The organism is Streptococcus porcinus, assembly GCF_901542335.1.
GTDB classification, from domain to species: Bacteria; Bacillota; Bacilli; order Lactobacillales; family Streptococcaceae; genus Streptococcus; species Streptococcus porcinus_A.
In genome coordinates, this window is the sequence record NZ_LR594036.1 from 1,166,319 (window position 1) to 1,192,017 (window position 25,699).

The window sequence follows — 25,699 nt, forward strand, 5'->3', positions numbered from 1 at the left end:
CTACTTGTCAAGCTAACAACATATTTTTCTCAAAATTTCATTTCTCTCAATATACTCTAATATATCAATAAAAATGAAGATTTCCACTTACATTTTTGTAAGAAAAGACCTAGGACAAAAGTCACTTGACTCCCTAAAAACTTTATCGTTCCTTTTTCATGGTTGCGATAGTCTTGTTAAAATAGCCTTTCCAACAACTTTTAGGAAGGCTATCTCATGCATATTCACTATAATACAGATCAGACTCCTTTGTCATTAGAAATTGCCTGTACCTTACCTTCAGACCATGTTCTCTTTACTATCGAAAAAGTAGTTAATTCAAAGGATTATTTGGTTTATAAACATTGTAAACTGAAACTGAAAGAGAAAGAGCAGATAAAAATTGATATGAGATTGATACCTATGGCCAATAAGCTTCTGAAGACAATCAAAAAGTCGCACTAAACTAAAAATAGAGACTCACCACCCTGTGAATCTCCATTTTTGTACTTGAGAAATCTTTTTGTCTCAGTAGCTATCTGCTCGTTATTAGTATTTATAAACACATCATAATCTTTTAAAATAATAGTTACTTGCTCAGCAATCAAGTCTATTTTTTATTTTCAGGTAGCACTTGGTATAAGATAATTCCTAATAGTGTTGAAAAAGCGACCCCAGAAATTTGTAGACCATTCACTTGCAACATCAAGCCACCAATACCAGATACTAAAATAACACTTGTAATTAAAAGATTTTTCTTATTATCCATATCAACCTTTGATTCAATTAGAATTTTTAGCCCACTTGAAGCAATAACACCAAAAAGGGCGATTGAGATCCCTCCAATAACAGGATCCGGAATTGATTGAATCAATGCTGAAACTTTTCCTATAAAACTCAATAAGGCAGCAATTACAGCAGCTCCTGCAATGACATAAACTGAGAAAATCTTATTTAAGGCCATAACCCCGATATTTTCACCGTATGATGTTACAGGGGGAGCCCCTAGAAATCCAGCAATAACTTGAGCAAGCCCGTCACCAGTCAAGGTTTTGTCTAAACCTGGATCTTTGAAATAATCACGATTGGTTAAACTATTTAAGACCATAACATGTCCAAAATGTTCTGTCATTGTAACAAAAGCAATAGGAGCCATTGTCAGAATAGCACTTGGATAAAATTTAAAGCCATAGGCTAAGAATGGAATTGAGAGGCTAGGAAGACTAAACCATTTAGCATGAACAACTTGTGTGAAGTTGATAATTTCTTGCCCAGTCACAAAACCAATAAATAAAGCAAAGATATAACCTACTAATAAACCGAGTAAAATAGGAATGATAGCAATGATCCCTTTGCCATAAATATTGAAGAAAACAACTGCTAAGAGTGTAACCATACCAATAACCAGATAAAGCAGGTCATATTTGCCATCTTTTAACATAACACTATTTACAGCTGTTGAAGCTAAACTCAATCCTATAACCATCACAATTGGTCCCACAATTACTGGTGGTAAAATCTTATCGATCCATTCATTTCCAATAGCTTTTACTATCAAAGCCACAACGAGGTATACTAAGCCGCCTGTTATTGCTCCTTGAGCAACAGCCCCGATACCATCCGTTTTCATCAACATTTGCATGGCTGCAATGTAGGCAAAACTAGATCCCATATAGGCTGGAATTTTAAATTTGGTCACACTTAAGTGAGCTAAGGTTCCGAGTCCGCTTGATAAAAGAGCAACAGACGGATCAATGCCGACTAATATTGGGACAAGAACCGTTGCACCAAACATAGCAAATAAATGCTGAAACGAGAGACCAAAAAGGAGACCAGCTTTTGGCACTTCCTCTACATCATACAAAACATCCTTCATTTTTCACCTCTTTTTCTATGATGGATCAATAATACTAACACGGTCTTGTCCATCAACTTCAACTACTTCAACAACAATTTCTTCCACACTACTGGTTGGAATATTTTTGCCAACATAATCCGCTCGTATCGGTAACTCTCGATGTCCACGATCAACTAGGACAGCTAAACTGACCCGCGCTGGCCTTCCTAAACTGACCAAATTATCAATGGCTGCTCGAATCGTTCTTCCTGTATAGAGAACATCGTCAACCAAGATCACATTTTTACCACTAATATCAACCGGCATGACAGTTGTATCTTCTTCTACTTTTACATCATCACGAAAAGGTTTGATATCTAGTTCACCAATCGGTAAGTTAATACCTTCAAGTTGCTGAAGTCTTTCTTGAATACGCCTTGCCAAGTGGACACCGCGTGTCTTAATACCTGCTAACACAATATTATCTAACTGTTTATTACGCTCTATAATCTCATACGTAATCCGAGTCATGGCACGTCTCATCGTTAACTCATCGACAATCTCTTTTGTTTTCATTTTTTCCTCCTAAATACTGCAACAAAAAAATCTCCTCAAACAAGGAGATCCCACAAAATAATGACATACAAAAGCATGCGTTTCTGTCTTGAACGGTCTCCTTGACAGCCTCACGGGACTGTTTTAAAGGAATATCAAATTTTTAATAGTATAACAAAATTATAACTGAAAAACAAGTTAATTTTTACCTTTTTTATTAATAGTGACTGTTTATGTTTGAGACTATTTCCTTAAATGTGCCAAAGTTTTTAAGAAAATAGCAGGTGGCTCTGCGGTAAAGGTCATTAATTCACCAGAAGTCGGGTGAGTCAGACCAAGTGTTTGCGCGTGTAAAAATTGACCTGCCCCTTTTAAGGTTTTACGTGGTCCATATAAAGGATCACCTGCTACCGGATGACCAATATAGGCCATATGAACCCTGATTTGGTGAGTCCGACCAGTTTCAAGGGTCAATTCAAGAAGAGTATAATCGCCAAATCTTTCTAAAACCGTAAAACGGGTCACAGCCTCCTTACCTTTCACAGTAACAGATTGCTTCTTACGATCTTTCTCGCTTCTGCCAATTGGAGCTTCAATCATCCCTCTGTCATTTGGTAAATTTCCATGCACAATGGCTAAGTATTTACGCAAAGATTTTTTTGCCTTTAATTCCTCTGCTAAGACTTGATGGGCTTTATCATTTTTAGCAACCATCAATAAACCAGAAGTATCTTTATCAATACGATGAACAATACCCGGCCTCACCACTCCATTTATGGAAGATAAATCTTTAATATGGAACATAAGCGCATTGACTAAAGTGCCAGAGGAATGACCTGCTGATGGATGAACGACCATTCCCTGTGCTTTATTGACAATAGCTAAGTCGCTATCTTCATAAATAATATCAATAGGCAAGTTCTCAGCTTTATAGTCTAGTACTTCTTCTTCTGGGAGTTGATAAGTAATATCATCACCGCTTTTAACACTGTATTTGGCTTTGACAACTTGACCATTGACCAAAACCAAACCTTTTTTAATCTGTTCATTAGCCTGACTACGTGACAAATCGGTAACATTTGCTAGTGCCTTGTCCAGTCGAAGGCCAGCCTCTTTTATTGTAACTTTCATTTTCAGTCTTCCTTCCACAAGATAAGAACTAACAGTAGAACACCAATAGATAAATAAGAATCTGCAAGATTAAAAATAGCAAAATTCATAAAATCTAAGTGAATCATATCCACCACATAGCCTAAGCGTAAGCGATCAGTAAAATTACCAATTCCACCAGAAATAATCAAAAGAAGTGCCAATTCTTTCAGGATAGGCATTTTTTTTGCTTTTAAATAATAAATAATAGCAAAGCCAATGACAGCAATTGTCATAAGCGCAAAGAACCATTGCTGATTTTGCAAGATTGAAAAGGCTGCGCCCCTATTCTGCAAATAAGTCAAACTGAGAACTCCAGGAATAAATGGTCTGACATCACCTAAATTGATATGACTGACAATCCACCACTTGCTGACTTGATCTAAAATAATAAAACTGGAACTGACCAGTAGTAATTTAATAAATTTCATGTTTTCTTTCTAATGATAACTGTTTAAATAATCTTTTAATAAGGCAATAAAAGCTAGAGCAGCCGGTGATAAATTACGATCCTTACGTTTAACATAGACCATTTTATTGTCCAGATGGTTCATTACCGGAATAACTTTTATGCCATTAACCGATGCTCGATCAATATAGCCAGAACCTGTAGCAAAAGCATTGATTCGCTCTAGGATGCCATTTAAAGTAGCTCGATCTGTAACGTTATAGATGGTTCCCGTCTCATTTATATTAACAAAATTTTCAGAGTAATAGAGATACTCATCCTTTTCCTGTGTAAATTTGACAATGGGATAGCCCTCTAGTTCTTCAATCATGATACTTTCTTTATGAGCTAGAGGATGGTGTTGACCTAAATAAACATGTGTTTGAAAACTATCTAATTCAATAAATTCTAATCCTAGCTTTTCCATTCGCTGAAAAAGACCTTTACGATTTTGTAAGTTCAGGTAGATAATTCCAATTTCGCTGTTTGCCTGTGCTACTTCATCTAAAATTTGAATTGTTGTTGTTTCAAATAGGCGTAAACGCTTGTGTCCTTGATTTTTATCTGTAAATTCTGTAATGATTGGTGCTAAAAAATCATAATGCTGACTAGCAAGAGAGAATTCATTTTGATCATATTCAGCTTCTGAAAATTGTTTTTCAAAGGAATCAAAACACTTCACTACTTCTAATGCTTTTTCGTAGAAAACAAGGCCCTGACTAGTTAAGACAGTACCGGTTGTCGTTCTATTGAAGATTTTAAAGCCCAGTTCTTCTTCTAAATCCTTTATAGAAACTGATAGGCTTGGTTGGCTAACATATAGTTTACTTGCTGCTTCACGAAAAGTTCCGTTATTAGCAATAGCAACTACGTATCGTAATTGTTGAATGTTCATTAGTTCAATCCTTTTTTCCTGTATCTGCTATTATACCATAAAGCACGCTATAAAGGCATCTATTAGTAAACTAATCCCCTTAAAGATTGTTCTTCACGATACACAAAGTAACCAGTCCCTTCAACCTTAGCAAATTAAAAAAACTCTCTATGAATATAGAAAGTTTTTTAAAAAATCATAATTATTTAGCAACTGGGTATACAGATACTTGACGTTTGTCACGGCCTTTACGCTCAAAACGTACAACCCCTTCAACTTTAGCAAAAAGGGTATCATCTCCACCGCGACCTACGTTTACACCTGGATAGATGTGAGTACCACGTTGACGGAAAAGAATTGAGCCACCTGATACAGTTTGTCCGTCAGCTGCTTTAGCTCCTAGACGTTTAGCTTGTGAGTCACGTCCGTTTGATGTAGAACCTCCACCTTTTTTGTGGGCGAAAAGTTGCAAGTTAGCAAGATTCATTTTTAACATAATGTTGTTTCCTCTCTTAAAATTCATTAGACGACTTCCGTTCGGACGAATTCAGAAGAATTCTCAGACAGATTAGTCATTCCTAGAAGAAATGATTCAAATAGTAATTGAACATTCTCTTGATTGTCATGGGGAAATGAAATTTTCATATACCCACCTTCAACTGAATCGACATCAATGTCGGCAACAACAGTAGTAAATACTTCTAAGGAATTAATAAAATTAATAGCTAGTGTACTAACTGATGCGCAAACAATATCAAAGCCATATTCACCACTACCAGCATGGCCAGTCAGTGTCACACTGTTCAATGAACCATCTTGATGGCGAGTAAAAATTGCTTTAATCATATGATGAGATTATGCGTTGATAGCGTTGATGACAACTTTAGTGTAAGGTTGACGATGACCTTGTTTACGGTGACTACCTTTTTTAGGTTTGTATTTGAAAGTAACTACTTTCTTTTGCTTACCTTGTTTTTCAACAGTACCAACTACAGTAGCTCCTTTAACAACTGGAGTACCAACTACAGTTTTGTCACCACCTACAAGAACAACTTCGTTAAAAGTTACTTCTGCGCCAGCTTCTGCGTCAATTTTTTCAACGTAGATTGCTTGACCTACTTCAACTTTAACTTGTTTTCCACCAGTTTTGATGATTGCGTATGTGCTCATGATGCACCTCCTATTATTATTTTTATGAGGTTTCCCTCTGTGAAGACTCGCCTAGAACCGTGGGACAAATCCACTTTTGAACGATTTTCGTGCGGTTGCACAGGATGTGCATTTAGTCAACATTACTATTATAACACTCTATCTTTTTTTTTCAAGTCATTACACTAACTTTTTACCAATTGAGTTGAACATGTTCATTCATTTCTTTATAAGCAACATCCACCTTATCTTGTGTCTCTTTATCGATCTTTTTGCGATACTTGCCCCCCTTAATAAAATCTTCTAAAACAAGGGTTCTGTAATTATAAAGAGCAAAGCCACTTTTTCCGGTCATTCCTTTGGGCTTAGCAATCACCATTGTGGGATGAGCTTTGACGGTTTTTATGCGTGTTACCTTTCCTTTTTTCTCAAAAGTGAGATCCATCAATAGACCTCGCTCTGTCCAAATATCATCAACTGTTTCTAAGCGTTGATTAGATATGAAATTGCCCATCGAATAAATGATAAATTTCTTTTCATTTCCAATTTTGACGGTTTCAGAAGGCTCAACGACATGAGGATGCCCACCTAATATAACATCTGCTCCCCAATCTACCATTGATCGATAGAGTTCTTTTTGTTCACTGGTTGGTTCAAGGGCATATTCAGTACCCATTTGAGGCATGACTATTGTAATATCAGCTTTCTTCTCTGCTGCTTCAATCTCTGCTTTTATTTTTTCTCGATCTAAATCAGACATATGCCTTTCATATTCTGTAGCAGAAAGATTTGTCTCCATACCATTGTAGCCATAGGAGTACCCTAAAATAGCAATTTTTATGCCATTTACATTTTTGATTAAAAAAGGCTCCGTTTGACGATTTTTACGATAAATCCCAATACTGTTAATTCCAAGTTTGGCAAATGTTTTATGAGTATTCAAGGCCCCTTCTAAGCCAGAATCCAAGATATGATTGTGGGCTAAGTCAACAATATCATAACCAGTGACTTTTAAAGCCTTTGCAATTTCCTTAGGGGCATTAAAAAGAGGGTAGCCTGCTAAGGGATCATTAGGACTAATCGTTCCCTCAAAATCACCAATAGCTAAATCTGCTTTGGTAATCCTGTCTTTAACATATTCAAAATAAGGAGTAAAATCGTAATGCCCATCACTAATTTCAGCACTTTCATAAAGGACATCGTGTAATAAAATATCACCATTAGCAACAACTCTAGCTGTTTTAGTCGTGACTTGTTTTTCCTTAGATTTCGACTGATTATCATGACGATGAAAGCCCATAAAATCATAAATCAAAGAAAAAACAAGTATGGCTATTATTAAGGTAATAACTGACATAATTATTTTCTGATACTTAGATTTCTTAGCCACAAAAATTCCTCCTTTATTTAATCATTATATCATTTTAAAAAATGCTTTAAAGCATAAAAAAAAGATTTCCCTTAGAAACCTTTTTATAAAATATCATCAATTAAATGTTCAATACCATCACTAACACTTTCTGGTCCAATTTCTGAAATAGTGATACCTGCGACTGCTCTCGCAACAAGGTTGTCAATATCAAAACGTTCTTCATATTGTTCAACATTTTTAAGTTTTGGATTCGTCTTAGGACGATCTGGAGCAAAAATGGTGCAACAATCCTCAAAAGGTTGAATAGAAATATTAAAAGTATCAATTTTTTCAGCTAATTCAATAATCTCTAGCTTGTCCATAGTCACTACTGGTCTAATAATAGGCGTAGTTGTAACGGCATTGATGGCTTGCATGCTTTCTAATGTTTGACTAGCAACTTGTCCTAAACTTTCACCATTTATAATAACCAATCCGTTACGTGCTTGTCGAATTGCATCAGTAATACGCATCATAAAACGACGAGTCAAAGTCATTAAATAGGCTTCAGGAGCTTTTGCTTTAATTTCCTCTTGAATTTCAGTAAACGGTACTTCAATAAATTGAATATTACCCCCAAAACGCGTTAAACATCTTGTTAGATCTTGAGCCTTTTTTAAAGCCCCGGGACTGGTATATGGTGGACTAGCGAAATGAACTGCTTCAATATCAACACCACGCTTCAAGGCTAAATAACCTGCAACTGGCGAATCAATCCCTCCAGATAACATTAACATTCCTTTACCAGAAGTCCCTACAGGTAATCCTCCTGCCCCTTTAATGTCTTCATAAGACAGATAAGCGGCTTCATCTCGAATCTCAACTTTTAAATTAAGGTCTGGATTTTTCATTTGCGCTTTGATACAAGGTAAAACTTCAAAGACAGCATTCCCTAGGGTCAAATTTAATTCTCTACTATCAAGTTCAAATTGATGATCACTACGTTTACTTGAAATTTTAAATGTCATGCCCTCTCTATAGAGTGAAGTCATAATGTCCTGTACTGCCTTTTTAAGCACAGCGACATTTTTTTCAACTTTATAAACCGGTGATAAAGATTGGATACCAAAGACTAATTTCAAGGACTCAATAACAGGTTCATACTCTGTTCCGTTTAGATAGACATGTGTTCGATCACGATCTGATCTGACTGTTACGTTAGGGTAAGCAGCTAAAACATCCTGAATATTGCGCTTCAATTTATTAATAAAGCGCATCCGATTTTTTCCTTTAGTTGAAAGTTCACCATGGCGAACCATAATTTCTGAATACTGCATCTTACCTTACTTTCTGTGTTTTTTGATAAATCTGGTTAAAAATTGTTAAAAATTGTTCAATTTCTTCCATATTATTGTCATCATCTAAACTAATACGGACAGCTGTTTGAGCATCTTTAGTTGGTATCCCCATAGCTATCAAAGTTCCAGCTGGTTTACCTGCTTTAGAGGAACAAGCACTGGTTGTTGAAATAAAAATATCATGATTTTCAAAAGCATGAACTAGTACTTCTCCACGAACACCTTTAACCCCAAATGTTAAAATGTTAGGCGCAAAAGAGTCCTGTCCAGAAAAAACTGTCACATCTGTATAACTAGCTAAAACCTGATATAAAAGATCCTTCATTTTACTCATTCGATCTAAGGACACCATTTCTTTTTCTTTAGTCAATCTCAGAGCCTTGGCCATACTTGCAATTGCTGCTACGTTTTCTGTTGTTGACCGTTGATTAGACTCTTGACCTCCACCATGTAAAAGTGGCGCTAACCGTTTTCCCATTTTTTTATAGAGGATACCTATACCTCTAACTGCATGAAATTTGTGTCCCGAAAATGAGGCTAAATCAACTCGACTGGTCATAAAGCTCTCAAGTGGTACCTTCCCTATGGCCTGTACAGCATCAACATGGAAGGTAACACTCGGCTTATCTGCTAACAAATCCGAAATACCAGTAATCGGCTGGATTGAACCAATTTCATTATTGACAGCCATTACTGATACTAAAATCGTGTCTTTACGAATCAGTTTTTCCAATTGGTCAAGGTCAACAAAACCTTGGTGAGTTACCGGAGCATAAGTAACTTCAAACCCTTGACTCGCTAGCCATTTAGCACTCTCTTTAACTGCTGGATGTTCAATATCAGACACGATAATGTGCTTGCCATAAGCTTGTTTTTCAAAAGCAGTCCCCTTTAAAGCCCAATTATCACTTTCTGTTCCACCCGATGTGAAAAATATTTCTTCTTCCTGACAGTTGAGAAGTTGAGCAATTTGCTTACGGGAAGCTTCCGTAATACGGCTGGCATTAGAGCCCAGACTATGAAGACTGGAAGGATTACCATAAATTTTACTAGCTACTTCCTGAAAGGTACGGAGTGCTTCTGGATAAGGAATTGTTGTTGCGGAGTTATCAAAATATATCATTTTTCACCTACGTTTTTACTCAATACTTTATTCTAACATAATTTAGGCTAAATGAAAAAACTTGCTTCCTTAACTAATTAGCTAAAATCTAGTAACTTATCTATTTGAAGTAAAAGGTAAATAATTGACTTCCAATTTTATCAAGCATATACTATTAAGTGAAACTTTTAAAGTTTTTACCAATGCATAGGAAAAAGATTCTTGGTTCCAAGTAATAATTGATAAGGAGATAAAATGAATTCCCACTATTCACGAAAAAACAAACCCCAATCAAAAAAAATGTTGCTGTTCCAACTAAACATATCAAGACAGGTTTTACAGCTCTTCAAAAAACGATTGCCTTAGTTGGTAGTATTTTAAGTATTATCGTTGCAACCATCACCATTACTAAAGTTCTTCATCCCAATTCAGAAACCAAAAAAGATAATGCTAATAATTCGACATCAACTATTGTTAAAATTATTGAAAAAGATAGCTCATCAAGCAAGATTAATACTGATCTTAGCCATTCTAGTAGCTCTGCTATTCCAGAAAGCAGTACAAATACAAATACTCAAACTAGTAGCTCTTCAGAAAATCCTGCCGCAAAAACAGACACAAGTACTAGTACAGCTTCAACAACCGATACTGGATCTTCCACTAATACAAGTACTACACCCTAAAAGGCCGAGAATAACTCTCAGCCTTTTTTAGCGCATGGTTACAAATTCTTCAGCACCTGTGGGATGAATAGCAACTGTATTGTCGAAATCACTTTTTGTTGCCCCCATCTTGATAGCAACAGCAAATCCTTGAATCATTTCATCAACCCCATAACCAATTCCATGTAATCCAACAATTTTCTCATCTTTACCATAAGTAACCAACTTCATTTTACAATCTTGACGATGGCTTGTCACAGCGGTATACATGGAAGTAAAGCTTGATTGATACGTTTTAATGTGATCAACCCCATATTTTGCAATAGCTGCTTCTTCACTAAGACCGACTGAACCAATAGCAGGATGACTAAAAATAACTGTCGCTACATTTTCATAATCCAGCTTCTCTTTAGGTTTGCCATTAAATAGACGCTCAGACAGCCGTCTGCCTGCAGCAATAGCCACTGGAGTTAGAGCTAGTTTCCCATTAATATCTCCAACAGCATAGACGCCATCCACAGAGGTATTTTCAAAATTATCGGTTTCAATATAACCAGCCTTAGTGTATTTAAGGTTAAGATGCTCAAGTCCAAATCCTCTGGTATTAGGTTTCCGACCAATCGCCCAAATTAATTGATCTACTTCAAGCTCTTTACCATCTTTTAGGGTAATGGTCAAAGACTGATCAGTATTTTTTGATATCGACTGAACATGAGTTTCCGTCATTAAATTGATACCTGTCTTTCCCATTTCCTCAACTAAGCTGGCAATGATATCTTTATCAAAGTTTCGCAGTGGACGATCATGCCGAACTAATAAATGTGTTGTAGACCCTAAAGCATTTAACACGCCTGCAATTTCAACAGCAATATAGCCTGCTCCAACAATGGCTGTCCGCTCTGGCACCCGATTTAGCTCAAAAAAACCGTCTGAAGTGATACCATAATCAGCTCCGGGAATATTTGGAATGACAGGACTTCCTCCAGTTGCAATTAAAATATGAGGAGCATAATAAGTTTCACCCTCTACTTCAAGGTGATGGGCATCAATAAAGCGAGCAAAACCAGTTAGATGCGTCACACCACTCTGTTGAAAACTTCTTTCATAAGACTTATGAATTCTATCGATATAAGCTTGACGATTTTGTTTTAGAATGTCAAAATCAAATGCTTCTTCTTGAACAGTAAAACCATAATCCTTTGCATAAGTATGTATCGTTTCTGCAACTTGCGCACCATACCACATCACTTTTTTAGGGACACATCCTAAATTAACACATGTCCCACCAATCTCATTTGCTTCAATTAATAAAACACTAGCGCCATGTATAGCCGCACGATTAGCAGAGGCAATACCTCCACTACCTCCACCGATAACGATGTAATCAAATGATTTCATTCTATATGACCTCTTCATTTTTTCTTAAATGTAACATAATTCACTTTACCTCTCAAGAATTTGCTACACAAAGACCATTTTCTCCTTGAAAATGGTCTTTTATTTTATAAATTGTCCCAACATATCCTAAAAGATCTCTCACATAGCATAATAAGTAATGCTTATGAGTAATAAAAGATTGCCTAAATAAGGTCCTTAAGCGGTGCAAATACGATACGTTCAATATCACTAATATAGACAGATAAGGATTGCTGAGCATCAAAATAAGCTTTTAAGAAAGAATTAGACTCAATCTTTTTGCTCAGTTCTTCAATAGAAGATTGTTCTTCGGCAGTTGGCATTTGTCCGGCCTGCATCATTCCTTGTAGTTTTTCTTGCATTGCAACAAATTGGTTAAATAGTTGATTAGCTTCTGTATCTTCTTTAATAGAGGATTTAGCAGCCTCTACATTTTTGTATTCTGGAAGATTACGTAAAGCACGCTCCAGTTTATTAGCATAATCATAAATTTCTTGTGACATCTATTAATCTCCTTTAACCTTAAATTACTACTATCATACCATAAATAATCAACTATTTCTGTTAATAATTTTTGCAATACGCGAGATAGTCAGCAAAGGCAGATTTGAGTTCACCAATATGATCAGCAGGAAATTTCCCCAGAATCTCTTGTGCAATCACAGTTGCAACAACATTTTCCATGACGACTCCAGCAGCCGGTAAGGCCGTAGGATCAGATCGTTCCACACTGGCTTTAAAAGGTTGATGGGTATCAATGTCAACCGACATCAATGGCTTATAGAGAGTAGGAATAGGCTTCATAACGGCCTTGATAATCAATGGTTGGCCATTCGTGACACCACCTTCAAATCCCCCTAAATGGTTTGTCAGTCTCCGGTAGCCCTTTTCTTGCGACCAAACAATTTCATCCATGACCTCTGAACCTCTATGATTTGCCATGTCAAAGCCCATACCAAACTCAACCCCTTTAAAGGCATTTATTGAAAGAATAGCTTGAGCCAGCTTGCCGTCTAATTTTCGATCCCAATGCACATAAGATCCCAATCCTACTGGGACTCCAGTCACTACCGTTTCTATTATTCCTCCAATTGTATTGCCTTCTTGTTTAATTTTATCAATCAACTCTTTAATTAAAGCTTCCTGATTAGGATTAGCAATCGAAAGTTCTGACAGTCTAGCCTTATCTGTGAGCTCTTGGATCGATATCCCGTCTGGAATAACTATCTCTTGCCCACCAAAATTGAGAACATGATTCATTGTCGTAATCCCCAATTCTTTTAAAAGTTGCTTTGAAAGAGCACCCACTGCTACACGAATAGCAGTCTCACGGGCAGACGACCGTTCCAATGAATTTCGTAAGTCATTGAACTTATATTTAATACCACCCACCAAATCAGCATGGCCCGGTCGTGGTCTCTTTACTTGTCGTTTTTTTTGTGTGGACTCATCTACTGGTTGGATAGACATAATGTCCAGCCATTTTTGATGATCTTTATTGGGAATAATCATGGTGATAGGAGCTCCCGTTGTTTTTCCATGACGCACTCCAGAAGTAATAGAGACTTTATCTGATTCAATGCGCATCCTAGCTCCACGACCATACCCACCTTGCCTTCTCTTAAGCTCATCATTAATCTCATCAACGTTAATAGTTAGACCTGCTGGAAACCCCTCAACAATTGTTGTTAAACTATTACCATGCGATTCACCTGCTGTTAAATACCTCATTTTTACCTCTTGTCATCTTACTAACGTAAACACTATAAAGAAAAACATTATCCTAATTACTATTAGAATAATGTTATGCATATATATCAAACATCACTAGTCAGCTTCCATTACTGATATTAGTTTTTTCATATCAGCTAATGTCACTTGACCTGGAGCGCTGGCATCATCAACTGCTACAAATGTCCACGCAGATCCAATGATGTCACCCGCAATCCGAGAAATTCTTCCCAGCTTGCCCATTGACATAGTTGCATAGGATTGCTCAGGATTCAGCGCTTTAAATCCTCGAGTATAATTCATTACATTCAAAACATCTTGCTCACTTTTTGGCATGACAGCAATTTTAACTACACGCGGAGCCAGTTTAGTCATTTCTGAGAATGATTCCATAAGATTCTCAGGCGTCTCCTCAAAATTGTGATAAGACAGAACAAGATTTGAAAAATCCATCATTTCGCTAAAAACGGATTTATGGGTGAAGTACTCAAAGTCAACAAAATCAGGATTATAAATAGCATTGATTTCCTTAATCAAATCAATATATTCTTGGTCTGTCAAATCAATCATACCACCCTCAGGTTTTGTTCTCAAAGTAAAGATAATTTCTCTACCCGCAAACTTTTCAAAGATGGCTGGAGCAACCGTGATTACTTTTTCCTTTGGAAGAAAGTCTGCACGCCACTCAATAATATCAACACCCTCATATTTAGACACGTCAATAGACTGTGCTTCTTCAAAACTTGTCGGCATTATTGGAGCTACTATTTTCATTTTTTTACCTTTATTGTAAATACTTTTAAATAATTACTTCTTTCATCTGCGTTGTTTATTGTAAAATCTTCAGGCAACTGTTGAAGAGTCATATCTGCAATCTGGTACCCTTCAAAACCTTTTTCAATCTCATTTTTAAACTGTAAGACCGTCATATTTGCTGCATTAGTAGACGCAATAATAATCCCTTCTGGATTTAAAATAGCTAGTGCCTCAGAAATAAGACGATGATAATCTTTCTGAACCGAGAAAGTTTGTTTTTTATTTCGAGCAAAACTTGGTGGATCAATAACAATTAAATCAAAAGTCAAAGCTTTTCGTTTAGCATATTTAAAATAATCAAACACGTCCATAACATGAAAAAGATGATTTTCTGTAGAAATGCCGTTTGCTTGAAAGTGCGCGGTTGATAGATCACGTGATCTTTTAGCTAAATCAACTGACCTCGTTTCTCTAGCTCCGCCTACAGCAGCTGCCACTGAAAATGCTGCGGTATAAGAGAACATGTTTAGAAGTGACTTATCTTTTGCAAGTCCTTGTGCTAAATTTTTTCGAACATCGTGCTGATCAAGAAAAATACCAGTCATTAAATCATCGTTTAAAAACACCTGATAGTTAACACCGTTTTCTTTGATAATAAAAGTCTCAGGAGCTTCTAGACCATAAAGATGTACGGATTCTTCAGTTTCACTTTTGAAACGAATTTTACCATATGCTCCCTTAATTTCAGGAAAGACCTTCTGGAAAGCCTCAATAATAATTTCTTTAATTGAAAAAACAAAAGTATTATACCACGAAAAGACGGCAAAGTCACCATAGAAATCAATGGTTAAACCACCAAAATCATCACCTTCTTGATTGAAAATCCGATAAGCATTGGTAGTCTCATCATCAAAGAAAGAACTTCTCTTTGATTTGGCCTGCAAAAATAACTGGCAAAAATAATCAGTTGTTAAATTAGCATGCTGACCTAAAAACCAGCCAACTCCTCGATGTTGTTTGGAAAGGTAGGCCACTCCAAGTGCTCGATTTGTTTTAGAAATCAGAGTTACCATCTGATCGGTAATGTTAAGATTTTTAAAATCTCTTTCTTCTAATAATTGAACTCCAGCAGTTAGCTTTTTTTCAACAAAAGAATTGATATAGAGTTTATTCATAGTCATTATTATAACAAAAAGTCCCCAAAAATCCTACTAAATTTAAACTTTTAGCAAGCATAAGATCATTTTTTTTGTTATAATTTACTTTGAGATTTTTATCTTTAGGAAAAAATAAATGAGGAAGTTTCTTCAGTGACAACATTTAAAACTATCATATCAAAATTTACAAGTACGCGATTAGGGTTTATTTTAACTCTACTCCTTGCCTATTGGATAAAGACCCTTTGGGCTTACCAAATGGATTTTTCACTTGATTTAGGAAACCTATATCAAGTCTTCTTATCAATCATCAATCCTATCCCATTAGCATTATTACTATTGGGATTTGCACTTTATATTAAAAATACAAAAACTTTCTATACCCTATCTTGGATAATTTATATCATTTTGAACTTATTACTCATCTCAAATGCTATTTATTATCGCGAATTTTCTGACTTTATCACTGTAAGTGCTATGTTAGCCTCTAGTAAGGTATCTGCAGGCTTAGGCGATTCTGCCTTAAACTTACTACGTTTCTGGGACATTATTTTTATTCTAGATTTTATTATCTTTGGTGTTCTAAAAGTCGGGAAAAAATTAAATAGAGACCACAGACCTTTTAACAAAAGAGCTGCCTTCGCTGTCTCTGCTCTTTCTTTCTTGATGCTCACTGCTAATTTATTCCTAGCAGAGATTGATCGACCTGAACTATTAACGCGTGGTTTCTCGAATACTTATATTGTTAGAGCACTTGGTTTACCGGCTTTCACTATGTATAGTGCAAATCAAACCTACCAAGCACAAAAAGAGCGCAACGGCGCTACAGCAGATGAATTAGTCGCTGTCAAAAAATATGTTCAGGAACATTATGCGGCGCCAAATCCTAAATACTATGGAATCGCAAAGGGTAAAAATGTTATTGTTATTCATCTGGAAAGTTTCCAGCAATTCTTAATTGACTATAAATTGAAATCTGGTGACAAAGACTATGAAGTAACTCCTTTTCTAAACTCACTTTATCATTCAAAGTCAACACTGGCTTTTTCAAACTTTTTTCATCAAGTAAAAGCAGGAAAAACCTCTGATGCTGAAACCATGATGGAAAACTCACTCTTTGGATTAAATAGCGGCTCCTTCATGGTTAACTATGGAGGTGATAATACACAATTTGCTGCACCCTCTATCCTTAGACAAAAAGATGGTTACACCAGTGCTGTCTTTCATGGTAATGTTGGTACTTTTTGGAATAGGAACAACGCTTATAAACAATGGGGTTATAACTACTTCTTTGATTCTTCTTATTTCTCAAAACAAACTAAAAGTAATTCTTTTCAATATGGACTCAATGACAAGTACATGTTCAAAGACTCCATCAAATATTTAGAAAGAATGCAGCAACCTTTCTATACTAAGTTTATTACTGTAAGTAACCATTATCCTTATACAAGTCTAAAGGGTGAAAAAGATGAAGAGGGCTTCCCGCTAGCAGAAACCAAAGATGAAACTATTAATGGTTATTTTGCAACAGCAAACTATCTTGATGCCTCAATAAAATCATTTTTCGACTATTTAAAAGCAACAGGCTTATATGACAAATCAATTATTGTACTTTACGGAGATCATTACGGAATCTCTAACTCACGTAATACTAATCTAGCTGCCTTATTGGGTAAAGATCCCGAAACTTGGTCTGAATATGACAATGCTATGCTTCAACGCGTTCCTTATATGATACATATTCCAGGTTATCACGACGGTGGTGTCAAAGATACTTTTGGGGGCGAAATTGATGCTCTACCAACCTTACTTCATATACTTGGTATTGACACTTCCAAGTATATTCAACTCGGTCAGGATTTATTATCTCCTCAAAATAAACAAATCGTAGCTCAAAGGACCTCCGGAACCTATATGACCCCTGATTACACCAACTACGGTGGTAGACTTTATAATACTAAAACCGGTGTTGAAATTACAAATCCTGATGAAGTGACTCTTGAAAAAACAAAAGCCATCCGCGAACAAACCGCACAACAATTATCAGCCAGTGATAATGTCCAAACGGGGGATCTCCTTCGCTTCAATACAGATAATGGGTTAGAAAAAACTGATCCAAGTAAATTTCTTTACACACATCAATTGAACCAAATGAAAAAAATTGAGAAAGAACTTGGCAATAAGTCAACGAGTCTCTATAGCGAAAATGGTGATAAAACGACTATAAACCTTTTCAAAGCTCCTTCCTATCTAGAACTCAATCCTAAAGAGGAAAAAACATCAGTATCATCTGGTGAAGGTGACCCAAAAGACGGGAAAAAGACTGAAAAGAATTAACACTAATCAAAAAAGGCACCTCTAGTTTTAAAGATAGAGGTGCCTTTTTTGAGATAAACTAAAAAAGAAGTTGCGAGAAAAATCACCTTATCAACAAGGTTAATCTTTCCCACTCCTTCTGATTTGGTAAAATTATTTACCCAATTTATTTTTGGCTGCATCAGCAAGTGCTGTAAATCCAGCTGCATCTGTAACAGCTAAGTCAGCAAGCATTTTACGATTAACTTCAATTTCAGCAAGTTTCAAACCATGCATTAATTGTGAATAAGATAATCCATTCATGCGAGCTGCCGCATTAATACGTGTAATCCATAATTTACGGAAATCACGTTTCTTTTGACGACGGTCACGGTATGCATAGTAATAAGAATTCATTACTTGTTCTTTTGCAGTACGGAACAAGATATGTTTTGCTCCATAGTAACCTTTAGCTAATTTTAATATACGTTTGCGACGTTTGCGTGAAACAACTCCACCTTTAACACGAGCCATTTATATTTCCTCCAAATAGTTCTAATAATTCTAGTAAATGTTTAACTAAGTCTCTTATCTAAGACCAGTAAGCATTGCTTTAATACGTTTAAAATCTCCTGCACTTACCATTGAAGCTTTACGAAGATGACGACGTTGCTTTTTAGTTTTGCCGTGGAAACGGTGTGATGTAAAAGCGCGGAAGCGTTTCAAACCACCAGAACCTGTACGTTTAAAACGTTTAGCTGATGCGCGGTGTGTTTTTTGTTTTGGCATTTTTGTATTCTCCTCTTACTAAATCTTAAAAACTGTGACAATTATTTTTTGTCTGAAATTGGTACAAGTTGCATAAACATTTGGCGACCATCCATTTTTGCTCTTTGCTCAATGATAGCAATATCCTGAGTAGCTTCAGCAAATTCAGCTAGAACCTTTGCACCAATCTCTTTATGAGTAATCATACGCCCTTTAAAGCGAATAGAAACCTTAACCTTATTACCCTTCTCAAGGAATTTACGGCCATTACGAAGTTTCGTCTCAAAGTCACCCTTATCAATAACGGGGCTCAAACGTACCTCCTTAACAGTTACAACGCTCTGTTTCTTACGTTGTTCTTTTTGTTTCTTTTGAAACTCAAATTTGAACTTTCCATAGTCCATGATTTTGGCTACTGGAGGAACAGCTTGTGGCTGGATTAAAACCAAATCAACATTTGCATTATCAGCAATTGATTGCGCTTCTGATAATGGTTTTATACCTAATTGTTCACCTTCTAGACCAACTAGACGAACTTCGCGAACGCGAATTTCATCATTAATGAATAGATCCTTTTTAGCTATGATCTTCACCTCTTTATTTTTTTAGAGAAAAACGAAAGCGGACTTGATAAATCAAGCCCGCACACATAATATCCAAATGGATTTTGATATGTAGGGCCAGACAACCTAAGTCGCAAGGCGAGAAGCTCTCACTTCTACTTTTCTCATTGTTACTATGTTACCATGATTTTTAATCCATGTCAATTATTTTTTCTGCCTTTTCTTGAATAAATGTTACTACACCTTGAATATCAACACCTGTTGTATCAAAAACAATAGCATCATCTGCTGCTTTTAGTGGGGAAACTTGACGATGACTATCTTTATAATCACGCGCTGCAATTTCATTCTTTAAAGTTTCTAAATTAGACGTTATCCCTTTTTCAATATTTTCCTTATAGCGCCTTACAGCTCTCTCTTCTACAGATGCAATTAAAAAGACTTTTAGTTCAGCGTCTGGCAAAACAACGGTCCCAATATCACGACCATCCATAATGATAGCACCCTTTGCTGCAATACGTCTTTGCTGGGCTACGAGTTCTTCACGGATTTTGGCAATGGCCGAAACCCATGAAACATTATTAGTAACGTCATTTTGCCGAATAGCTAAGGTAACATCCCTCTGTCCAAGATAGACTAATTGACTACCATCACTAGCTTTTTTGAAAGAAATAGGTTGTTTTGATAGTTCCACTAGCAAAGCATCTGCATCTTTTTCTGTAAAATGATTCTCCAAGGCAATATAAGTTGCACAACGGTACATAGCACCAGTATCTAAATAAGTGTAGCCAAGATTTTTAGCAATAATCTTGGCTACCGTACTTTTACCACTTGATGCAGGACCGTCGATTGCGATTCTAATAGCTTTCATGTTGTCCTCTTATAAAATTAGTTAATATATACCGCATCACCGGGATTTGCATACCAATACCCTAATGTCATGTGGTCCGGGTTTAAAGTCTGTAATTGTTCTACACTAATGCCTGCTCTCGCAGCAATAGATGCAACGCCCTCTCCCTGTAAAACAATAATCGTTTCGCCTTTTTTAGTACTCGAACTTGAAGCTGTACTAGAAGATGTCTCAGCTACTGATGAGCTACTTGTTTCCCCCTTTTTCGAAGATGACTTAGCAGCTTTTGATGCTTTCGCATCTTCGTTTGATTTTGATATAGATGCTCCATAAAAACCACTTGTGGCTGTTGTGCGATTTCCACCACTGTTTGATGTATAGAAGAAAATAAACAAGATCGTAACGATAATAACGAAGAAAACACTTAATAAGGCTGTTAACCAAGGTGTACTTAATATAGGACCTCTAGCTTTTCGCGACCTTAACCCTTTATCCTCGTTGACAATTTTTTCTTCCCATGGTTCTTTAGCCATGATTTTCCCCCTTGTTAAATAAACAAAATCATATTAAAATGATACTATGAAAGTATCCATAATTCCAGAAAAGTGTATTGCATGCGGTCTTTGTCAGACCTATTCTGACCTCTTTGACTACCAAGACGATGGCATCGTAAAGTTTACAGATTCAGATAGTTTACAAAAAGAAATCTCTCTTCATGATAGGCAAACTTTACGTGCGGTCAAATCATGTCCAACTAAAGCACTTACAATAGAGTAAGTGTCTTTTTTTCATTTTTATAGTATTCAAAATAATCCAAATTAATCAAATTATCAACAAGGACAACTTCTCCCTTAAAATATGGATTAATAACTAAAGCATCAAGAAAATATTTCTTAGGCCATTTACGCATATAAAAGAGATAGTTTTTATCACTTGTACAAATAGTCACAGTTGATTTAGTGACTTCAACTTTAGTAATATCAGCAATAGCTAATTTCTGTGGCCCTAAAAACCTTAACGAAACAATTTTTAAAATTCCACCCTCTTCAATTAAGAAATAACGATGCAATCCAATTCCCACTAAGACGATAAATATGAAAAATAAGACAAAGACACGTCTAGGAATATTAGTGTTCTCATAAAGAAGTGACAATCCAATAAAAATGGGAGAAATCGCAATAGACCAATAAATAATAGACCAGGATAATTCTGGTTGCCAGTGGTATCGGATTTTACCAAAAATTTTAATCATTTGATTTAGTCCCCTTAAACTTCTAGATAGCTATGGTTTTTGCACAATACCAACAATAACTTGAACAGCTTTTTCCATAGTTTCAAGACTGACAAATTCGAAACGACCATGCATATTTTCTCCGCCAGCAAAAATATTTGGTGTAGGGATGCCCATGAAAGAAATCTTTGACCCATCTGTGCCACCACGTATTGGCTCAATGATTGGTTTTATAGATAAGTCCTCCATCACTTCTTTAGCTAACTCAACAGGTGTCATATCTTTTTCAATAACTTTACGCATGTTGTAATATTGATCATAAAGAGTAAGGATAACCCGTTCTGCACCAAGTTCGGCATTCATCTTGTCTGCAATAACTTGAACTGTTGCTTTTCTCTCTTGAAAGGAAGCTTCATCGAAATCACGAATAATATATGAGCTATGCGCCTCTTCAACACTACCTGACATCTCAGTCAACATATAGAAACCATCATATCCATCTGTCAATTCTGGGCGGTCACTTGTTGGTAGCTGATTGTGAAAGTCTATAGCTAACTGCATAGCATTGATCATTTGTCCTTTTGCAGTCCCAGGATGAACATTTCGACCTAAAAATGTCAAGTCTAGACCGGCTGCACTAAAGGTTTCAAATTGTAATTCTCCTAAAGGTCCTCCATCCACAGTATAGGCAAAATCAACATCAAAATCTTCAACATCAAATTTATCAGCTCCAACACCAATTTCTTCGTCAGGTCCAAAAGCAACACGAATTTCACAGTGCTCTATTTTAGGATTGGCTACTAAAAACTCAATAGCTGTCATTATTTCAGCTATTCCTGATTTATCATCTGAACCAAGTAATGTTGTGCCATCCGTTGTAATAAGAGTTTGACCTAAATAATTATTCAGATTTGAAAACGCGTCAGGATCTAATGAATATCCAGATTCACCCAAATCAATTGCCCCTCCTTGGTAATTTTCAATAATTTGGGGATTGACATTTTCAGCATTAAAATCAGCTGTATCAATGTGAGAGATAAAACCAATTTTACGAGTTAAATGGCTGGCATTAGCCGGTAAAGTTCCGACAACATAACCATTTTCAGAGAGGTAATGAACATTCTGCAAACCGATTGCTTCCATTTCTGGCTTTAAAATGTTCAAGGCAAAATCTACTTGACTTTGCGTACTAGGAGTTGTCTTACTTTCAGGATTACTGCGTGTATTAACTTTAACGTATTTCAAAAAACGTTCTAAAAGAGTGTTATTTAACATTATCAACCTCAATCATTTATTATCCCCATTATAGCATAAAATAGCCCAAAAATCTTAAGCTGAGTAAGATTTTTGAGCCATTTTTTAGAGTGAATAGTGTTTATAGTATGACAGAATACCACTAACAACACCATTAGCTAATTTTTCTTGATAAGCTGCTGTTGTAATCTTTCCGAACTCGGTTTCATTAGACATATAACCCAATTCTAATAGCACAGCTGGGGCCGTCGTTTCTCTTAACACCGCAAAGGTATTTCTCAAAACTCCATTATCTTTAGCAGCAGTATTCCTCACTGCAGCTGACTGAATTGCTTGCGCTAAGAAGGCACTTCTGCTCAAACGTTCGGAATCATCATGATACAATTCATTAATTGCTGAGGGATACTCTGGATAATATTCATAATAGTAGGATTCAATTCCATTAGCATAAGGGCTTGTTGAGGCATTAAAATGGAGACTGACAAAAATATCAGATAATGAGGTATTGGCATTTTCCGACCGTGGAATCAAATCGACATATGTATCACTTGTGCGAGTAGTTATAACCTTATATCCAGCTGCTTCTAGCTTAGCCTTGATCCTATTTTGCATCTGTAAATTCAAGGTTTTCTCATATTGGTTAAAGTAAGCTGCTCCAGAATCATAACCACCATGTCCTGCATCAAGGTAAATTATCTTGTTAATCACAGCATAATTACCTTGTGAAGCAGATAAACCTATAGGTTTGGCAAAATAGTACTGACCTAAATTAAAACCTGTTGAGGTATTGTCAGCGAAATCAATGTAAGTATGGATAGTATAATTTCCTTCTAACAATTTATGATAAATTTGATTTACTAAAACCTTAGCCTGATTGTTGATAAGTGATGAGGTAACATACCAGTGTAAATTAGATTGGTCAGCTTCAGACCAAGCAGCAACACGAATCGTTTTGATTGCTTTTGTTCCCTGGGTAACTAACACATCAAGCATCCCTTTAGAGGCTTGATAATTGACAACTGAAACAGCGGGATCTTTTATATCCACCATTTGTTTGCTAATCTTATAAGCCCCCAAAGAAAGACCATTACGGGTTCCATCACTATAATTAGTATAAACATGCACAATATAATTATCAGAGGTATTACTATGATTTGCAATATCAATTACTTGGACTGCCATATTGTTGCTAATTACTGGTTTATACCAAACTAAATCATCTTGCCCATTACCTTCAGACCAAACAGCAATTTGCACATCTGTCAATGTTTTTGTAGACGATGAGCCAACTACATTCACTGTAAAACGTGTTTTGTTTTCTGCATAATCTATCACATAAACTTTTGCATTCGGTTTAGACTCAACGTTACTATATGTTCTTGTTGCTAAACCAATCTGCCCCCCTGTAATCGTACTGTTTCCATAAATATGAATATTATAGAGACCTTTCTCATTATTGTGATTTGCAATATCAACGAGCACTTGATAGACTCCTGCAGATGTTTGGCTTGCTTGATACCATTTTAAGTCATCTTGTCCATTTTTATCCGTCCAAACTGGAATAGAAACTCCTGTAATAGTCGAAGGAACGTTTGAAACAGTAATAGTAAAAGAATTACTATCATTTTGAATTACCTTACTGCTGATTTGAGGAGTTAAAAGCGAGACCTCTAAGGTGCTAACTCCAAGCATCATTCCATTCCTTTTAGAATAGGTATGTATATGATACTTGCCATATTCCTTATGGCGGGCAAAATCTACATAAGCCGCGCCAGTCGCTGAAGCTTGATACCAAACCAAGTCATTTTGACCTTGTTGATCTCCCCAAACAGCATAGAGTATGCTTGTATTTTCAGGAATCGTGGCCTGATATTGAATATTAATTCCTTTATCATCTACCACTGCCTTAACAGGTTGAACCACTTGGGCTGCCTTTAAAATTGAAAGACGTTGCCCATTCTTTATTTGCAAATCTGTTTGTTCTGCTTGTGGAGTTGGTGAGTTAACAATCTTATCCTGCTTACTTAAAGTTTGGGCTTGCGAGATCTCTTTCTCAGACTTAGCTACTGTAAACTTAGTCGCAACTGTCGGTTCAGGTAACCTTTGACTAATTGCATCTATGTGACTTGTGGCAGAATCAGGTTTCACCGGAGTAACACTCGAATCTGTAGCTTTTGAAGTCACTGATGCCTTAGAAATAGCGACAGATGAACTAATTATAGTTGATTCTGTCGAGGAAGACGAAGGCGCTGAAGGGAGGTCATTCGTTTTCACTGTTTCTGAACTAACTGTCACTACATTCGAGGACACATTTTGATCAGTTACTGCCGTTTCGGAGGCTTTAGCTGTTTGTTGACTCCAAAAAGCTCCCAGAACAAGAGGAGCAATTAACAATAGTGGTGTTTTTTTAACCATCAGATCGAGACCTAGCCTTTATTTTTTAATTTTTCAACAATTATAACATTTGCCATTGGTTATATCAAATAGGATAATCATAAAAGTAAAATTGTTGATAGTCTATCCTAGAAATCAGAAAATAATGCTTGAAAATTCAATAAAAAAGAAGAATAAACTTTAAGAGTAAGACTAGTTCTCATTAGTGCTCTAAAAATTTAAAGCTAAAGATACAGATAGTTAAAAAGCATTTTGAGATCAATCCAGATAGATTTTGTGCTAACTTCTTAAAGTGAAATACATGACCTTAGAAAATTAAAAACAAACCTCAAAAAGAGATTTGTTTTGATTTATGAATTTCGGCATCAATTACCTTATTTCCCATCTTTAAAAATAAAAAGTTTACTAATAACATAATTTGAAGCAATAACGATAACTTGTCCAATAATGGTTTCGATAATATTAATTAAAGAAATATCATGACTAACAAATTGTCCAATGATGAAAGGAAATTTCTCAACTAAGAGGTAAGCTAAGAACACATCTAGTAATAAAGTAAAAAGACGCGCAATAACAAACTTGAAAAAACGACCAGTACGCCCCTTAGTCACCTGATTAAAGACAAAAATATCATTTGTAATAAAGGCAAACAGAATAGCAACCGCATTTGCAATAAATGCGGATATAGTTGCTTCTGTAATTATTGAAAATACCAAAAACCTTGATAACATATAGACGACTGTCGCTAAAACACCAAAGAATAAATATTTAAAAGCTTCAGAATATATAATTTTTTTGAGATATTCTTTTTTCAAATAGG

General features: G+C 36.0%; 28 protein-coding genes, 1 pseudogene and 2 other annotated features. Of the genes and pseudogenes, 4 read left to right on the forward strand and 25 right to left on the reverse strand.

The annotated features are described in order from the left end of the window. Positions 1 to 216: 216 nt before the first annotated feature. Positions 217 to 444: a hypothetical protein gene (locus tag FGK96_RS05515; protein ID WP_138082093.1), complete on the forward strand. Its 228-nt coding sequence runs from the start codon at positions 217 to 219 to the stop codon at positions 442 to 444. A gap of 145 nt (positions 445 to 589) precedes the next feature. Here FGK96_RS05515 and FGK96_RS05520 read toward each other — a convergent pair whose 3' ends face one another. The 11 genes from FGK96_RS05520 to FGK96_RS05570 all read right to left on the reverse strand — a co-directional run bounded on the left by FGK96_RS05520 (position 590) and on the right by FGK96_RS05570 (position 9,823). Further along, positions 590 to 1,855, reverse strand: a complete 1,266-nt coding sequence (locus FGK96_RS05520; RefSeq protein WP_138082095.1) for a uracil-xanthine permease family protein — start codon at positions 1,853 to 1,855, stop codon at positions 590 to 592. Between the two features lie 15 nt (positions 1,856 to 1,870). After that, positions 1,871 to 2,392 carry a bifunctional pyr operon transcriptional regulator/uracil phosphoribosyltransferase PyrR gene (gene pyrR, locus FGK96_RS05525; protein ID WP_138082097.1) on the reverse strand — a complete coding sequence of 174 codons (522 nt, stop codon included), beginning with the start codon at positions 2,390 to 2,392 and terminating at the stop codon, positions 1,871 to 1,873. A 222-nt stretch (positions 2,393 to 2,614) separates the two neighbouring features. Further along, on the reverse strand, positions 2,615 to 3,502 hold the full coding sequence (locus FGK96_RS05530; protein WP_138082099.1) for an RluA family pseudouridine synthase: 888 nt from the start codon (positions 3,500 to 3,502) through the stop codon (positions 2,615 to 2,617). Between the two features lie 2 nt (positions 3,503 to 3,504). Further along, entirely contained in the window at positions 3,505 to 3,951 is a 447-nt protein-coding gene (gene lspA / locus FGK96_RS05535) for a signal peptidase II (protein WP_138082101.1), read from the reverse strand. A 9-nt stretch (positions 3,952 to 3,960) separates the two neighbouring features. Then, positions 3,961 to 4,863 (reverse strand): LysR family transcriptional regulator, encoded by a 903-nt coding sequence (locus FGK96_RS05540; protein ID WP_138082104.1) that lies wholly within the window; start codon positions 4,861 to 4,863, stop codon positions 3,961 to 3,963. Between the two features lie 181 nt (positions 4,864 to 5,044). Then, positions 5,045 to 5,338 carry a 50S ribosomal protein L27 gene (rpmA, locus tag FGK96_RS05545; protein ID WP_003082817.1) on the reverse strand — a complete coding sequence of 98 codons (294 nt, stop codon included), beginning with the start codon at positions 5,336 to 5,338 and terminating at the stop codon, positions 5,045 to 5,047. A 26-nt stretch (positions 5,339 to 5,364) separates the two neighbouring features. Next, complete coding sequence (locus FGK96_RS05550; RefSeq protein ID WP_138082106.1) at positions 5,365 to 5,688, reverse strand: ribosomal-processing cysteine protease Prp; 324 nt, start codon at positions 5,686 to 5,688, stop codon at positions 5,365 to 5,367. A 9-nt stretch (positions 5,689 to 5,697) separates the two neighbouring features. Next, positions 5,698 to 6,012 carry a 50S ribosomal protein L21 gene (gene rplU, locus FGK96_RS05555; RefSeq protein ID WP_003083229.1) on the reverse strand — a complete coding sequence of 105 codons (315 nt, stop codon included), beginning with the start codon at positions 6,010 to 6,012 and terminating at the stop codon, positions 5,698 to 5,700. A 33-nt stretch (positions 6,013 to 6,045) separates the two neighbouring features. Further along, positions 6,046 to 6,119, reverse strand: a sequence feature (ribosomal protein L21 leader region). Between the two features lie 65 nt (positions 6,120 to 6,184). After that, complete coding sequence (locus FGK96_RS05560; RefSeq protein WP_420031112.1) at positions 6,185 to 7,348, reverse strand: CapA family protein; 1,164 nt, start codon at positions 7,346 to 7,348, stop codon at positions 6,185 to 6,187. Positions 7,349 to 7,464: 116 nt separating this feature from the next. Next, positions 7,465 to 8,679, reverse strand: coding sequence for a tRNA uracil 4-sulfurtransferase ThiI (gene thiI / locus FGK96_RS05565; protein WP_138082110.1), 1,215 nt, complete (start codon positions 8,677 to 8,679; stop codon positions 7,465 to 7,467). A gap of 1 nt (position 8,680) precedes the next feature. Beyond that, positions 8,681 to 9,823 carry a cysteine desulfurase family protein gene (locus FGK96_RS05570; RefSeq protein ID WP_138082112.1) on the reverse strand — a complete coding sequence of 381 codons (1,143 nt, stop codon included), beginning with the start codon at positions 9,821 to 9,823 and terminating at the stop codon, positions 8,681 to 8,683. A 234-nt stretch (positions 9,824 to 10,057) separates the two neighbouring features. Between FGK96_RS05570 and FGK96_RS10575 the strand changes: the two are divergent. Further along, positions 10,058 to 10,485 (forward strand): annotated as a pseudogene (locus tag FGK96_RS10575) (DUF6556 family protein). 27 nt (positions 10,486 to 10,512) lie between these two features. On the opposite strand, the gene gorA reads toward FGK96_RS10575, so the two are convergent. The 5 genes from gorA to FGK96_RS05600 form a co-directional block, all read right to left on the reverse strand. Continuing rightward, a complete protein-coding gene (gorA, locus tag FGK96_RS05580) occupies positions 10,513 to 11,862 on the reverse strand; it encodes a glutathione-disulfide reductase (RefSeq protein WP_138082114.1) in 1,350 nt (449 codons plus the stop codon). 182 nt (positions 11,863 to 12,044) lie between these two features. Beyond that, positions 12,045 to 12,383, reverse strand: a complete 339-nt coding sequence (locus tag FGK96_RS05585; protein ID WP_138082116.1) for a YlbF/YmcA family competence regulator — start codon at positions 12,381 to 12,383, stop codon at positions 12,045 to 12,047. Between the two features lie 61 nt (positions 12,384 to 12,444). Beyond that, entirely contained in the window at positions 12,445 to 13,611 is a 1,167-nt protein-coding gene (aroC, locus tag FGK96_RS05590) for a chorismate synthase (protein ID WP_138082118.1), read from the reverse strand. A 96-nt stretch (positions 13,612 to 13,707) separates the two neighbouring features. Further along, entirely contained in the window at positions 13,708 to 14,385 is a 678-nt protein-coding gene (gene aroD, locus FGK96_RS05595) for a type I 3-dehydroquinate dehydratase (protein WP_138082120.1), read from the reverse strand. Beyond that, positions 14,382 to 15,542 carry a class I SAM-dependent rRNA methyltransferase gene (locus tag FGK96_RS05600; protein WP_138082122.1) on the reverse strand — a complete coding sequence of 387 codons (1,161 nt, stop codon included), beginning with the start codon at positions 15,540 to 15,542 and terminating at the stop codon, positions 14,382 to 14,384. The genes aroD and FGK96_RS05600 overlap by 4 nt, the downstream gene beginning before the upstream one ends. A gap of 135 nt (positions 15,543 to 15,677) precedes the next feature. Here FGK96_RS05600 and FGK96_RS05605 point away from each other — a divergent pair, with 135 nt between their 5' ends. Beyond that, entirely contained in the window at positions 15,678 to 17,861 is a 2,184-nt protein-coding gene (locus FGK96_RS05605) for an LTA synthase family protein (RefSeq protein WP_138082124.1), read from the forward strand. A gap of 132 nt (positions 17,862 to 17,993) precedes the next feature. On the opposite strand, the gene rplT is transcribed toward FGK96_RS05605, so the two are convergent. From rplT to FGK96_RS05630, 5 genes are all read right to left on the reverse strand, one after another. Further along, positions 17,994 to 18,353, reverse strand: a complete 360-nt coding sequence (rplT, locus tag FGK96_RS05610) for a 50S ribosomal protein L20 (protein ID WP_003083401.1) — start codon at positions 18,351 to 18,353, stop codon at positions 17,994 to 17,996. Between the two features lie 54 nt (positions 18,354 to 18,407). Beyond that, on the reverse strand, positions 18,408 to 18,608 hold the full coding sequence (rpmI, locus tag FGK96_RS05615; protein WP_003085764.1) for a 50S ribosomal protein L35: 201 nt from the start codon (positions 18,606 to 18,608) through the stop codon (positions 18,408 to 18,410). A 41-nt stretch (positions 18,609 to 18,649) separates the two neighbouring features. Further along, positions 18,650 to 19,180, reverse strand: coding sequence for a translation initiation factor IF-3 (gene infC / locus FGK96_RS05620; RefSeq protein WP_138082126.1), 531 nt, complete (start codon positions 19,178 to 19,180; stop codon positions 18,650 to 18,652). 14 nt (positions 19,181 to 19,194) lie between these two features. Then, positions 19,195 to 19,317, reverse strand: a sequence feature (ribosomal protein L20 leader region). A gap of 23 nt (positions 19,318 to 19,340) precedes the next feature. Beyond that, positions 19,341 to 20,021, reverse strand: a complete 681-nt coding sequence (cmk, locus tag FGK96_RS05625) for a (d)CMP kinase (RefSeq protein ID WP_138082128.1) — start codon at positions 20,019 to 20,021, stop codon at positions 19,341 to 19,343. A 17-nt stretch (positions 20,022 to 20,038) separates the two neighbouring features. Beyond that, positions 20,039 to 20,533 (reverse strand): SAG1386/EF1546 family surface-associated protein, encoded by a 495-nt coding sequence (locus FGK96_RS05630; RefSeq protein WP_138082130.1) that lies wholly within the window; start codon positions 20,531 to 20,533, stop codon positions 20,039 to 20,041. 46 nt (positions 20,534 to 20,579) lie between these two features. Between FGK96_RS05630 and FGK96_RS05635 the strand changes: the two genes are divergently transcribed. Further along, entirely contained in the window at positions 20,580 to 20,777 is a 198-nt protein-coding gene (locus tag FGK96_RS05635) for a ferredoxin (RefSeq protein WP_138082132.1), read from the forward strand. Here the strand turns inward: FGK96_RS05635 and FGK96_RS05640 are convergent. The 4 genes from FGK96_RS05640 to FGK96_RS05655 form a co-directional block, all read right to left on the reverse strand. After that, complete coding sequence (locus tag FGK96_RS05640; protein WP_138082134.1) at positions 20,764 to 21,252, reverse strand: EbsA family protein; 489 nt, start codon at positions 21,250 to 21,252, stop codon at positions 20,764 to 20,766. The two genes, FGK96_RS05635 and FGK96_RS05640, sit on opposite strands and share 14 nt — an antisense overlap. A gap of 30 nt (positions 21,253 to 21,282) precedes the next feature. Then, the gene (gene pepT, locus FGK96_RS05645) at positions 21,283 to 22,506 is read right to left on the reverse strand and encodes a peptidase T (RefSeq protein WP_138082136.1); all 1,224 of its coding nucleotides are present in this window, start codon (positions 22,504 to 22,506) and stop codon (positions 21,283 to 21,285) included. Positions 22,507 to 22,590: 84 nt separating this feature from the next. Continuing rightward, positions 22,591 to 24,900, reverse strand: coding sequence for a GBS Bsp-like repeat-containing protein (locus tag FGK96_RS05650; RefSeq protein ID WP_232045799.1), 2,310 nt, complete (start codon positions 24,898 to 24,900; stop codon positions 22,591 to 22,593). A 353-nt stretch (positions 24,901 to 25,253) separates the two neighbouring features. Continuing rightward, positions 25,254 to 25,694, reverse strand: coding sequence for a GtrA family protein (locus FGK96_RS05655; RefSeq protein WP_232045800.1), 441 nt, complete (start codon positions 25,692 to 25,694; stop codon positions 25,254 to 25,256). Positions 25,695 to 25,699: the final 5 nt, after the last annotated feature.

Bases quoted from the DNA above. Each gene is read 5' to 3' on its own strand.
- FGK96_RS05540 (WP_138082104.1), bottom strand. From the start codon at position 4,863: ATGAACATTCAACAATTACGATACGTAGTTGCTATTGCTAATAACGGA.
- FGK96_RS05570 (WP_138082112.1), bottom strand. From the start codon at position 9,823: ATGATATATTTTGATAACTCCGCAACAACAATTCCTTATCCAGAAGCA.
- FGK96_RS05630 (WP_138082130.1), bottom strand. From the start codon at position 20,533: ATGGCTAAAGAACCATGGGAAGAAAAAATTGTCAACGAGGATAAAGGG.
- rpmA (WP_003082817.1), bottom strand. From the start codon at position 5,338: ATGTTAAAAATGAATCTTGCTAACTTGCAACTTTTCGCCCACAAAAAA.
- thiI (WP_138082110.1), bottom strand. From the start codon at position 8,679: ATGCAGTATTCAGAAATTATGGTTCGCCATGGTGAACTTTCAACTAAA.
- FGK96_RS05650 (WP_232045799.1), bottom strand. From the start codon at position 24,900: ATGGTTAAAAAAACACCACTATTGTTAATTGCTCCTCTTGTTCTGGGA.
- aroC (WP_138082118.1), bottom strand. From the start codon at position 13,611: ATGAGGTATTTAACAGCAGGTGAATCGCATGGTAATAGTTTAACAACA.
- rpmI (WP_003085764.1), bottom strand. From the start codon at position 18,608: ATGCCAAAACAAAAAACACACCGCGCATCAGCTAAACGTTTTAAACGT.
- FGK96_RS05560 (WP_420031112.1), bottom strand. From the start codon at position 7,348: ATGTCAGTTATTACCTTAATAATAGCCATACTTGTTTTTTCTTTGATT.
- FGK96_RS05530 (WP_138082099.1), bottom strand. From the start codon at position 3,502: ATGAAAGTTACAATAAAAGAGGCTGGCCTTCGACTGGACAAGGCACTA.
- FGK96_RS05600 (WP_138082122.1), bottom strand. From the start codon at position 15,542: ATGAATAAACTCTATATCAATTCTTTTGTTGAAAAAAAGCTAACTGCT.
- FGK96_RS05635 (WP_138082132.1), top strand. From the start codon at position 20,580: ATGAAAGTATCCATAATTCCAGAAAAGTGTATTGCATGCGGTCTTTGT.
- FGK96_RS05640 (WP_138082134.1), bottom strand. From the start codon at position 21,252: ATGATTAAAATTTTTGGTAAAATCCGATACCACTGGCAACCAGAATTA.
- rplU (WP_003083229.1), bottom strand. From the start codon at position 6,012: ATGAGCACATACGCAATCATCAAAACTGGTGGAAAACAAGTTAAAGTT.
- FGK96_RS05520 (WP_138082095.1), bottom strand. From the start codon at position 1,855: ATGAAGGATGTTTTGTATGATGTAGAGGAAGTGCCAAAAGCTGGTCTC.
- FGK96_RS05550 (WP_138082106.1), bottom strand. From the start codon at position 5,688: ATGATTAAAGCAATTTTTACTCGCCATCAAGATGGTTCATTGAACAGT.
- aroD (WP_138082120.1), bottom strand. From the start codon at position 14,385: ATGAAAATAGTAGCTCCAATAATGCCGACAAGTTTTGAAGAAGCACAG.
- rplT (WP_003083401.1), bottom strand. From the start codon at position 18,353: ATGGCTCGTGTTAAAGGTGGAGTTGTTTCACGCAAACGTCGCAAACGT.
- FGK96_RS05585 (WP_138082116.1), bottom strand. From the start codon at position 12,383: ATGTCACAAGAAATTTATGATTATGCTAATAAACTGGAGCGTGCTTTA.
- lspA (WP_138082101.1), bottom strand. From the start codon at position 3,951: ATGAAATTTATTAAATTACTACTGGTCAGTTCCAGTTTTATTATTTTA.
- pepT (WP_138082136.1), bottom strand. From the start codon at position 22,506: ATGTTAAATAACACTCTTTTAGAACGTTTTTTGAAATACGTTAAAGTT.
- cmk (WP_138082128.1), bottom strand. From the start codon at position 20,021: ATGAAAGCTATTAGAATCGCAATCGACGGTCCTGCATCAAGTGGTAAA.
- gorA (WP_138082114.1), bottom strand. From the start codon at position 11,862: ATGAAATCATTTGATTACATCGTTATCGGTGGAGGTAGTGGAGGTATT.
- pyrR (WP_138082097.1), bottom strand. From the start codon at position 2,392: ATGAAAACAAAAGAGATTGTCGATGAGTTAACGATGAGACGTGCCATG.
- FGK96_RS05515 (WP_138082093.1), top strand. From the start codon at position 217: ATGCATATTCACTATAATACAGATCAGACTCCTTTGTCATTAGAAATT.